This is a genomic window from Fulvivirga lutimaris, assembly GCF_009711525.1.
Classification (GTDB): domain Bacteria; phylum Bacteroidota; class Bacteroidia; order Cytophagales; family Cyclobacteriaceae; genus Fulvivirga; species Fulvivirga lutimaris.
The window spans coordinates 4,348-14,245 of the sequence record NZ_SMLV01000321.1 but is presented as its reverse complement, the minus strand read 5'-3'; the positions used below and the strand labels follow the sequence as shown (position 1 = coordinate 14,245).

The window sequence follows — 9,898 nt, the reverse complement described above, 5'->3', positions numbered from 1 at the left end:
TCTAACACAAATAATGGTAGAGGATAACCAATTAGTAGGTGCAGTACTTAATGGTGATATGCGGTCTTTTAAGATTTTGATAGATCAAAATCAAAGACTTGTAGCACATATGGTTGGTAGACTAGTTAAGAATGAGGAGGATAGGGAAGAACTTTGTCAGGACGTGTTTATCAAGGTTCATCAAAAGTTGGGTGAATTTAATTTTAAATCGAAATTATCTACCTGGATAGCAACAATCGCCTACAGATTAAGCATAAATCACTTGCAGAAAAGAAGGATTGCGATAGATAAGGATTTGCAGGATTTGAGTGCAAAAGAATTTAAAAATATGATTGAAAATGCAACACCACAGGAGGCTTTGCAGGAGAAGGATACTAAATTCTTTCTCCTGGCTGCTATTGAGCTGTTACCTGTGCATTACAAATCTGTGGTAACACTTTTTCATCTAGAGGATATGGGCCATGCAGAGATCTCAGAGATTATGGATATGCCGGTTGGCACAGTTAAAAATTATTTATTTAGAGCAAGAAAATTATTAAAGGATAGCCTTGAGCTAAAACTTGAAAAGGAGGAATTGATATGACTAAATTATCAGAAAAGGAAATTCAAGATATATTAGAAAGTGGTTCTGCGCAATCATTGGATAAGGACACAAAACTTTATAAAGAAGTCTTTGATGCTTTAAGCACTGAGCCGGAATATAAATTGTCTCCTCAATTTGCTGCAAATATCATTAGCACTGTGGAGGCTAAAGCCGATAAAACAGAACGAGTAATCTACGTAATAGGCGTACTTGGTTTAGTTGTAAGCTTCTTTTTAACCATAGCATTAATTGTGGTTTTTGGTGGAGAAAGCATGCTTAGATATATTCCTCATTTATTGATAGGATCAGGCGTAATTATTTTGGCGCAGTACTTTGACAGATTAATACCAAAAAATATAGCATAAAAGGTTTAAAGAACACATTAGATCAAAGAATTGACGACTTTTACCGCGAGCGGAAAAGTTTTTAAAAATAATTTTCTTCAATTTGGCAACACTCCCAATGTTGCCCCGTCTTTTACTTGAAAATTGACTATAGTTTGGATTCGGAAAATCACCTGCAGCATTATTTGATTGAGAGGAGCCAAAAAGGGGATCGCAAGGCCCAAGGCGAGCTGTATCATTTATATGTGAAGAATATGTATAACATCTGCCGCAGAATGATGGGCAATGATGATGATGCCAGTGATGTATTGCAAGATGCCTTTGTGCATGCTTTTTCCAAGCTAAGCAAGTTAAATGATAAAGCACTTTTTCCGGGTTGGTTAAAAAGAATTGTTCTTAACCACTGCATTGATGCACTCAGAAAGAGAAAGCAATTTGAAATGTTTGAAAACCAAGAAGTGGAGGATGAAGAAGATGAAAATAGTGATTGGTCAGGTTATCAGATTAAAAGGATTTTGAAAGCCATGGACAGTATATCGGTCGGTTATAGAACAGTGTTGAACTTATATGTTTTTGAAGGATATGATCATCAGGAAATTGGAGAGATTTTAAACATATCAACATCAACTTCTCGAGCACAGTATAGCAAGGCAAAAGAGAAAATAAGACAGGTATTATCAATTAATGTTAATTAAGTCATGAAAGATAATTTTAAAGATTTTGTAAACAGCCAAAGGGAGGATTTTGAGGTCCATGAGACTGATAAAGATCTACTTTGGGATAAAATAGATCAAAACCTGCATCCTCATCATTATAGTGGATGGTGGAAAATGGCGGCTGCTATTGCTTTAATTTTTGTGATCTCAGGAACACTATATGTTACCCTAAGAACACCTGCACTCCCTCAGGAAGTAATTGAAGCTGAGAACTATTATTCTGCTACCATGGCTGACCAAATGCAATTTATTAAAAGTCAGAATATAGAAATTGACGCGGCCATACTTAGAGATTTAGACACCCTTGATCAGCAGTATGAGTCGTTAAAGAATGATTTGAAAGACGATATAGATAATGAAGAAGTGGTAAGTGCTATGATAGCAACTTATAGGGTGAAGCTGGAAATTTTGGAGCAGATTTTAAATGAAATTCAAGGTAATGATACAGATGAAGATGATGAAGTATCTATATAGTATAGCGGTAGCACTTATGTTTTATTCTGGCGGATATGCGGCAATTAAGGGTGATGTCAGCTCGGAAAAAACGCTAAGAAAGAGTTATAAAGTTGACAAGAAGGCCAGCCTTGAAATAGGTAATAAATATGGTCAGGTGATTATCAACTCCTGGGCAAAAGACTCTGTTGTTATTAAAGTGAAGGTCACATCTTTTGCTAAAGATCAGGAGGCAGCAGATAAAATGCTGGATAGAGTTGAGTTTGACTTTAACAGAGCTGGTGAGTTTGTGATAGCTGAAACTGTTATAGATCGGTCTAAAGGGTTTTTAAAAGACCTCTGGGATGATTTGGGCAATTACTCTCGTGGGTTGCTAAGTAGTAAAGGTAAGGTTACTGTAAGCTATGAAGTTTATGCTCCTAAATATGCCAACATCAAGATCAGTAATAAATTTGGAGATATCTATATGGATAATTTCAAAGGTGATATTAATATAGACTTAGCCAATGGTAATTTGAAGACGGATGAAATAATTGGCGGTTTCGATCTTGATTTAAGTTTTGGCCGTGCCAATATCAATACAATTAATAATGGAGTACTCGTGCTTAGATCAGCGGATGTTGAAATTGAAAGGGCCAAGGATATAGACCTGACGAGCAGTTCTTCAACACTTCTTGTATCCAAGCTTAGTTTGCTCAAAATGGAGTCAAGAAATGATAAGTTACGGATTGACAGTCTTCAGGTGCTACGGGGCAACAGTAGCTTTACCAAAATCAATGTTAAGTCTCTAACCAGAACAGTGTTTGCCGATATGAACTATGGCGAGCTAAATATAGAGCTTGTGAAGCCGAGCTTCAGAGACATTGAATTGTTGGGTAAGTCAACGGACTTTGATCTTCTTTTTATTGAACATACACTGGTTAATATTAACCTGGTGGGGAAGGAGTCTAATATGCTTATAGGTTCTGGTGAGTATGAAAAATCAGTATATGAAAATGACGATAAACTAACCAAAGTCATTGGTACTCTTGGCACTGGAAAAGAGAAGAATGGAACAGTAAATATCCACGCTGATGGAGGTAAACTATCACTTCGATACACTTTAAATTAACAAATGAAATAACCAATTATTGAATTAAAACTCATGAAACGAACAACACTAACTCTCGCATTAATTTTCTCTATTGCTATGCTGGGCATTGCACAGGAAAAGGAACCCAAAAAGAATCATGAAATAAAAACCATGCTTGGTGGAAACTCCAAAGCTAGAGGCTTTGGAACACTAGAACTTAAAACAACTGAAATTCAAGATGATATTGTATTGATGCCAGGAGTCACTGGCGGAATGATATTAAACAATCACTTTGTGTTGGGTATGGGTTTTTATGGTATTGCCAATGAAGTTGATTTTGTTGGTGTTCAACCTTCAACTAAACAGTTTTTGTATGGGGGTTATGGAGGTTTGATGCTGGGAGCACTGATTGCACCAAGAGAGATTGTACATATTTATGTGCCTGTACTTTTAGGAGCAGGAGGAGCTTACATTACTGAAAATGACTATAGGAATGATAATGGCAGATACATCAATGAATTTGACGAATCATCTGCATTTGCGGTTATTGAGCCTGGTATTGAAATAGAACTTAATGTTACCAAATTCTTTAAAATAGGGATGGGGGCTAGTTATCGATATGTTACCAATTCTAGTTTAGTAAATATGAGTGATGATGACCTGTCTGGCTATAGCGGAAGTTTTTCATTGAAGTTTGGTAACTTCTAATACAAAGAGGCCTTTCAATTTGAAAGGCCTCTTTGTTTTTATCACATTGAGCAAGTCGAAAACGTGATGCTATTATGATTTTAAGCTCAGCTTAAGATTTAATTCATCCAGTTGAGCATTATCAATAACACTCGGGGAATCGATCATAACATCTCTTCCTGAATTGTTCTTTGGGAAGGCGATATAGTCCCTGATAGAATCAGATCCTCCAAATAAGGCACACAATCTATCAAAACCAAAAGCGATACCACCGTGCGGAGGTGCACCATATTCAAAAGCCTCTAGCAAGAATCCAAACTGAGCCTGTGCTTCCTCTTCTGTAAAGCCTAATGCTTTAAACATTCGCTGCTGAACCACCCTATCATGAATTCTTATGGATCCGCCACCTAACTCAACACCATTAACTACAAGATCATAGGCATTAGCCTTAACATCACCTGGTGTACTTTCTAATTTATCCAAATCTTCTGGCACTGGAGAGGTAAATGGGTGGTGCATAGCATGGAATCTTTGGCTATCCTCATCCCACTCAAGTAGTGGAAAATCAATTACCCAAAGGAGCTTGTACTCACCCTTCTTTCTCAACCCTAACTCATTGCCCATATGCAAACGCAATTCATTCATTGCTTTACGCGTATGATCTGTGTCACCACTAAGTACCAGCAATAAATCCCCAGGTTGAGCATCCATTTTCTCAGCCCAGGCTTTTAGGTCTTCTTGAGAGTAGAATTTACCTACTGATGATTTGAAAGTTCCATCGGTGTTGCACTTTACATACACCATGCCTTTCGCACCCACTTGTGGACGCTTTACATAGTCTGTCAGGGCATCTACTTGCTTTCTGGTATATTCTGCGCAGCCTTTAGCGTTGATGCCAACAACTAGCTCTGCGCTATCAAATACATTAAACCCTTTGCCTTGAGCTACATCATTTAGCTCAACAAACTTCATATCAAATCTGATATCAGGTTTGTCCGAGCCATAATATTTCATAGCATCATCATAGGGCATGTGAGGAACCTCACCTATGTCTATTCCTTTTACATTTTTAAAGAGGTGTCTTACCAACCCTTCAAAAGTGTCAAGCACATCTTTTCTTTCTACAAATGATAGCTCACAGTCTATTTGAGTAAACTCTGGCTGTCTGTCAGCTCTTAAATCTTCATCCCTAAAACATTTTACAATTTGATAGTACCTGTCAAAGCCAGATACCATTAGCAATTGTTTAAAAGTTTGAGGCGACTGTGGTAATGCATAAAACTCACCTGCGTTCATTCTTGAAGGGACAACAAAATCACGAGCACCTTCTGGAGTTGATTTGATCAACACTGGAGTTTCAACTTCAATAAAATTGCTTCCATCAAGATAAGCTCTTGTTTCCTTCATGAGTTGATGTCTCAACTGAAGGTTCTTTCTTACTACCTCTCTTCTAAGATCGAGATAGCGATATTTCATTCTTAAATCTTCACCACCATCAGTTTCATTCTCAATAGTGAATGGTGGCACTTTAGATGGATTTAAGATATTAATTTCTGATACTCTGATTTCTATATCTCCAGTAGGAATCTTATCATTCTTACTAATTCTTTCTACAACCTCACCCTTTGCCTGGATTACAAACTCACGACCCAATTTTGATGCTGCTTTAAGTAGGTTAGCATCAGTCATGCCTTCTTCAAGTATCAATTGAGTGATACCATATTTATCTCTCAAATCAACCCAAATAATTCCACCTTTATCTCTGGTCTTTTGTACCCAACCAGAAAGAGTCACTTCTTTGTTTATATCGGCAATCCTTAATTCTCCGCAAGTATGTGTTCGTAGCATCCTAAAATTTATAATTTTGAGGCGCAAAGTTAACGGTATAAAGTTTGCAGCGAAATATAAGTCTGAAAATTCAACGCTAGATGTTAAAAATTACTCTATTAATAAGTTCATTGTTGTGGTTGGCTCCGGTACAACAGAAAATGATCAAAGCCAAAATCGGTGATCATATCACTGTTGAGCTACCAAAATCGTTTTATGCGATGAGTCCCCAGGACATTGCGCAGCGCTATCCCTCTGTTCGTAAACCCATTGGGGCCTATACAAATGATGAAAGGTTAGTAGATTTTAGTGTCAATGTGTCGGCCACAAGATGGAGAAGCACCGATATTGAAATAGCCAAAGACTTTTTTAAGGCTAGTATTACTAACTTATATGATCGTGTAGATTTTATTAAGGAAGATATTCAGGTGATTAATGATATGCGCTACATAATATTTGAGTTTACTTCAAGAATTAATGGTGATAAGTATACCTTAGATCAGCGCGATGCCATTAGAACTTATACATACCTTCAATATTTGCTGATTAATGGTAAAACCTTTGTGTTTACATTTAATACTCCAGTACAAATAAAAGACAATTGGACTGATATTGCTCCACAAATAATGAATAGTCTAAAGGTTAAAAAGAATATAGAATGACATTATCTATTCACAGCGATGAACATTTTATGAAAGAAGCCCTGAAGCAGGCACTCATTGCTGAAGAGGAGGGAGAGATACCGGTAGGCGCGGTGGTTGTTGCCAATAAAACCATTATTGCGAGAGCTTACAATCAAACTGAGAGACTTAACGATCCAACTGCCCATGCTGAGATGCTGGCCATTACCTCAGCTTGTAATTACTTAGGAACAAAATACCTTACTGATTGCACATTATATGTTACCCTTGAACCATGTGGTATGTGTGGGGGAGCACTTTACTGGTCACAAATAGGTAAGCTATATTATGGTGCCAGCGATGAGAAAAGAGGCTTCAGTTTTCTGAATGAAAAAATCATCCATCCGAAGACTGAGGTGCAGCATGGCCTGATGGCTTCAGAGGCAGGGAGTCTGGTTACCCGTTTTTTTCAAAAACTAAGAGATAAATAGAATCTAAAATCCCTTAATCTGTTAGCAAATGGCATGATAGATTAAATAAATGTTATCATAGAATTTGATAAACAGCTTTCGTTTTTTGTTCGGATACTGATGGTTATATTTGAAGTATAACGAATTGTTGAACTAAAACATAGAAATATTATGTCATTTCAATTGCCAGAATTACCCTATGCATATGATGCATTAGAACCACATATTGATGCAAGAACAATGGAAATCCATCACGGGAAGCATCATGCAGGATATACTTCAAAGTTAAATGCAGCTATTGAAGGAACTGACTTAGAAGGAAAGTCTATTGAAGATTTATTAGCTAACCATTCTGACAATGGTGCCGTGAGAAATAACGGTGGTGGATTTTATAACCACAGTCTATTCTGGAAAGTGATGTCTCCAGATGGAGGCGGAGCACCTTCAGGAGAGCTAGCAGACGCAATAAATGCTGCTTATGGTTCTTTTGATAAGTTTAAAGAAGAGTTTTCAAATGCAGCAGCAACAAGATTCGGCTCTGGTTGGGCATGGCTTTGCGTTCACAAAGGAGGTAAAGTAGAAGTGTGCTCAAGTGCGAACCAAGATAACAGCTTAATGCCAAATGTTGGTTGTGGAGGAACTCCAATCTTAGGTCTTGATGTATGGGAGCATGCATATTACCTAAACTATCAGAATAGAAGACCTGATTACATTTCAGCATTCTTTAATGTTATTAACTGGGATGAGGTTTCTAAAAGATATAAAGCTGGCAAGTAATTAAGTCAGAAGATTTATAATGCAGAAAGCAACCTCAATAGGGTTGCTTTTTTTATTTTTTATGATCAAAAGAACTATTCCAACATCTGATTTACCTTACGCACCATTTCGTCAAGCTCCTTTGCTGATTGCTCAATTCGATTGAGCATGTCTTCTTTCTCTGATTGCTGAATGCTTTGCGTCTCCCACAAATGAATCAAACCCAGTATTCGAGCCAACGGTCCTCGAATGTTGTGTGAGTTATAATGAGCGTAATCTTCGAGCTTCTTATTCTTTAGAAGAAGCTCCTTGGTTCTTTCATTTACTTTTTGTTCCAACAAGGTGTTTAATTCAGCAATTTTATCCGACTGAGTTCTAAGTGTTTCTTGTTGTGATTTCAGCTCTTCATTCTGGCTGTTTATTTCAGCATTTTTCTTTTCAAGCTGAAGATTCTGTTTTCGTTTTTGGGTTAAGTTTCTGTAAATAAAAATGGCCAATAGAATAATGGAGAGTATGCCTATCATTAACGCTACATTGTACTTTTGAACGGCCATCCTTCGCTGGTTTTCCAGCTGATTGATTTGGGTTAGTTGGTTGATTTTTTCTTGAGCTCTTTCGAGGTCAATCTGCGACTGAATTATCTCATAATCTTTGCTTAACCGTACTTGCGCAATCGAGTCTTTAATTTGATTGAAGAATTTGGTTGTTGAAATCAACTTTTGATACTGATCAGTTTTATTATAGTAGTCAAGAAGAAATGATAAGTTATTATCGATAAAAAAGGGTTCATTTATTTCAGGCAGTAGAGTGAATACTGTTTGAATATATTTCTCTGTACTATCAATTTTTCCGATCTGAAAATAGCATTCAGCAATGATTCCGGCCAACCCAAATACACTTCTTGCATTATCTTTTTTCTGACTAAATTTGAAATCAAGCATGGCATATTCTAGTGCTTTATGATATTTGTTTTGAAGGAAATAGATATTAGATAGGTTGCCCTGAAAGTTGGCTAGCATACGTCCTTCATTCATTTTTCCGGCCATCGAAATGCCTTTCAAAATCGTTTCTTCAGCTTTATCTACTTGTCTATTAACAAGGTATGATATTCCTAATGTATTGGTTATGTTCAATGCCAGAAATGATCTGTAGGTTTTATCAATATGGTCTAAATCCGCTACCACCGGAGGTAATTCCAGTAGAATATCCTCAGCTATACCTTCATTGCCTAAAACCCCATTAAACAAAGCAGCATTTATCTTAATAAGAACTGCAAGTGTATTATCAGTATTTGAGTACTCCCCATTTTGCAGCTGAGTAATTTTATTTAGAGCCTCTCTAGGGTTGCCTAAGTGATAATAAGAAATTGCCTCAGCTAGTTTAAGGTAAGGAAGTAGTTTTGGCCCCTGACCATGGGGTAGGTATGAATAGGCATTTATGATATTCTCAATCATTAATGATTTATCAATATCTCTTATAGAAATAGATAAGGCCAAATAAGAGTAGAAAACATTTACAGAGTCGGCATTTTGTATGGCCAGATTAAGTTCATTTTTAATCTGTTCTATACTAATAATCCTGTTTCCATCAATGTCCGTTCGGTTAAAATAAATTTCAATAATACCTTCTTTACTATCAAATATAGCTGCTGAAGAATGGTTGTGTTTTGTTAAACACAGAATTATAAGAACAAAAAAGTAGCCTTTTTTCAAATTGTCTTTTTGATAAGAATTTTTCTAAATGTAAGAATTACATTCTATAATTTCCTCAAAAATAGGAAAGGCCCACATATGAGGCCCTTTGAGTTCAAGTCAAACACCAAAAATATAAAACCTTTTTTATCATTTTTCGTCTTTGTAGTAATTGATTTATTCTACAAATATGAAATTTGATTATGAAAGGAACTCAACTCGGTGAATTTGAAGAACTAATTCTCTTAATAATAGGTGTTTTATTTCCAGATGCTTATGGGTTAAATATTAGATCTGAAATTATCAACCAGACAAATCGTAAAGTTGCTATTGGTGCCGTGCATTCTGCATTGAGTAGGCTAGAGGATAAAGGGTTTGTGAAGTCAGCCTTATCAGACGCGACCCATGAGAGAGGTGGTAGAAGAAAAAGACTTTTTCAGATTACGGCAGCTGGCAAAAAGGCAATGGAGTCAAATTATGAGCTAAGGAACAACCTCTGGGACCAGATTTCAGAGCTAACATGGAGAGGTGTAAATTATGGGTCAGTTTAACCCTCCCAATTTAGCCAACCGTTTTTTAAAATGGTTTTGCAGAAGTGAGATTCTGGAAGAGGTCAGCGGTGACCTTTTTGAATATTATCAGGAAAACAGATCTAAGGGTTCGAAGTGGAGAGCTGATA

General features: G+C 36.7%; 13 protein-coding genes. 11 read left to right on the top strand and 2 right to left on the bottom strand.

Annotation, left to right across the window (positions count from 1 at the left end; all coding sequences use genetic code 11):
- From E1140_RS06720 to E1140_RS06695, 6 genes are all read left to right on the top strand, one after another.
- Positions 1-583, top strand: a 583-nt coding sequence (locus tag E1140_RS06720; protein ID WP_185153461.1) for an RNA polymerase sigma factor, incomplete at its 5' end; no start/stop codon positions are given.
- Complete coding sequence (locus tag E1140_RS06715; RefSeq protein ID WP_155180688.1) at positions 580-948, top strand: hypothetical protein; 369 nt, start codon at positions 580-582, stop codon at positions 946-948. The genes E1140_RS06720 and E1140_RS06715, both read left to right, overlap by 4 nt.
- Positions 949-1,082: 134 nt before the next feature.
- Positions 1,083-1,622 carry an RNA polymerase sigma factor gene (locus E1140_RS06710; RefSeq protein ID WP_185153460.1) on the top strand — a complete coding sequence of 180 codons (540 nt, stop codon included), beginning with the start codon at positions 1,083-1,085 and terminating at the stop codon, positions 1,620-1,622.
- Positions 1,623-1,625: 3 nt separating this feature from the next.
- Positions 1,626-2,117, top strand: a complete 492-nt coding sequence (locus tag E1140_RS06705; RefSeq protein WP_155180682.1) for a hypothetical protein — start codon at positions 1,626-1,628, stop codon at positions 2,115-2,117.
- Positions 2,083-3,207, top strand: coding sequence for a hypothetical protein (locus tag E1140_RS06700; RefSeq protein WP_155180679.1), 1,125 nt, complete (start codon positions 2,083-2,085; stop codon positions 3,205-3,207). Before E1140_RS06705 ends, E1140_RS06700 begins: the two co-directional genes overlap by 35 nt.
- Positions 3,208-3,240: 33 nt before the next feature.
- On the top strand, positions 3,241-3,876 hold the full coding sequence (locus E1140_RS06695) for a hypothetical protein (protein WP_155180676.1): 636 nt from the start codon (positions 3,241-3,243) through the stop codon (positions 3,874-3,876).
- Between the two features lie 72 nt (positions 3,877-3,948).
- Here E1140_RS06695 and aspS read toward each other — a convergent pair whose 3' ends face one another.
- Positions 3,949-5,703: an aspartate--tRNA ligase gene (gene aspS, locus E1140_RS06690; protein WP_155180673.1), complete on the bottom strand. Its 1,755-nt coding sequence runs from the start codon at positions 5,701-5,703 to the stop codon at positions 3,949-3,951.
- Positions 5,704-5,783: 80 nt separating this feature from the next.
- On the opposite strand from aspS, the gene E1140_RS06685 reads away from it, so the two are divergent.
- From E1140_RS06685 to E1140_RS06675, 3 genes are all read left to right on the top strand, one after another.
- A complete protein-coding gene (locus tag E1140_RS06685) occupies positions 5,784-6,344 on the top strand; it encodes a hypothetical protein (RefSeq protein ID WP_155180671.1) in 561 nt (186 codons plus the stop codon).
- Entirely contained in the window at positions 6,341-6,793 is a 453-nt protein-coding gene (locus E1140_RS06680; RefSeq protein WP_155180668.1) for a nucleoside deaminase, read from the top strand. Before E1140_RS06685 ends, E1140_RS06680 begins: the two co-directional genes overlap by 4 nt.
- 150 nt (positions 6,794-6,943) lie before the next feature.
- Positions 6,944-7,549, top strand: a complete 606-nt coding sequence (locus E1140_RS06675) for a superoxide dismutase (protein ID WP_155180665.1) — start codon at positions 6,944-6,946, stop codon at positions 7,547-7,549.
- Between the two features lie 74 nt (positions 7,550-7,623).
- On the opposite strand, the gene E1140_RS06670 is transcribed toward E1140_RS06675, so the two are convergent.
- On the bottom strand, positions 7,624-9,240 hold the full coding sequence (locus E1140_RS06670) for a hypothetical protein (RefSeq protein WP_155180662.1): 1,617 nt from the start codon (positions 9,238-9,240) through the stop codon (positions 7,624-7,626).
- 182 nt (positions 9,241-9,422) lie between these two features.
- Between E1140_RS06670 and E1140_RS06665 the strand changes: the two genes are divergently transcribed.
- Together E1140_RS06665 and E1140_RS22090 are read left to right on the top strand one after the other, a co-directional pair.
- A complete protein-coding gene (locus E1140_RS06665) occupies positions 9,423-9,770 on the top strand; it encodes a PadR family transcriptional regulator (RefSeq protein ID WP_155180659.1) in 348 nt (115 codons plus the stop codon).
- Positions 9,757-9,898, top strand: a 142-nt coding sequence (locus E1140_RS22090) for a permease prefix domain 2-containing transporter (protein WP_221412649.1), incomplete at its 3' end; no start/stop codon positions are given. The genes E1140_RS06665 and E1140_RS22090, both read left to right, overlap by 14 nt.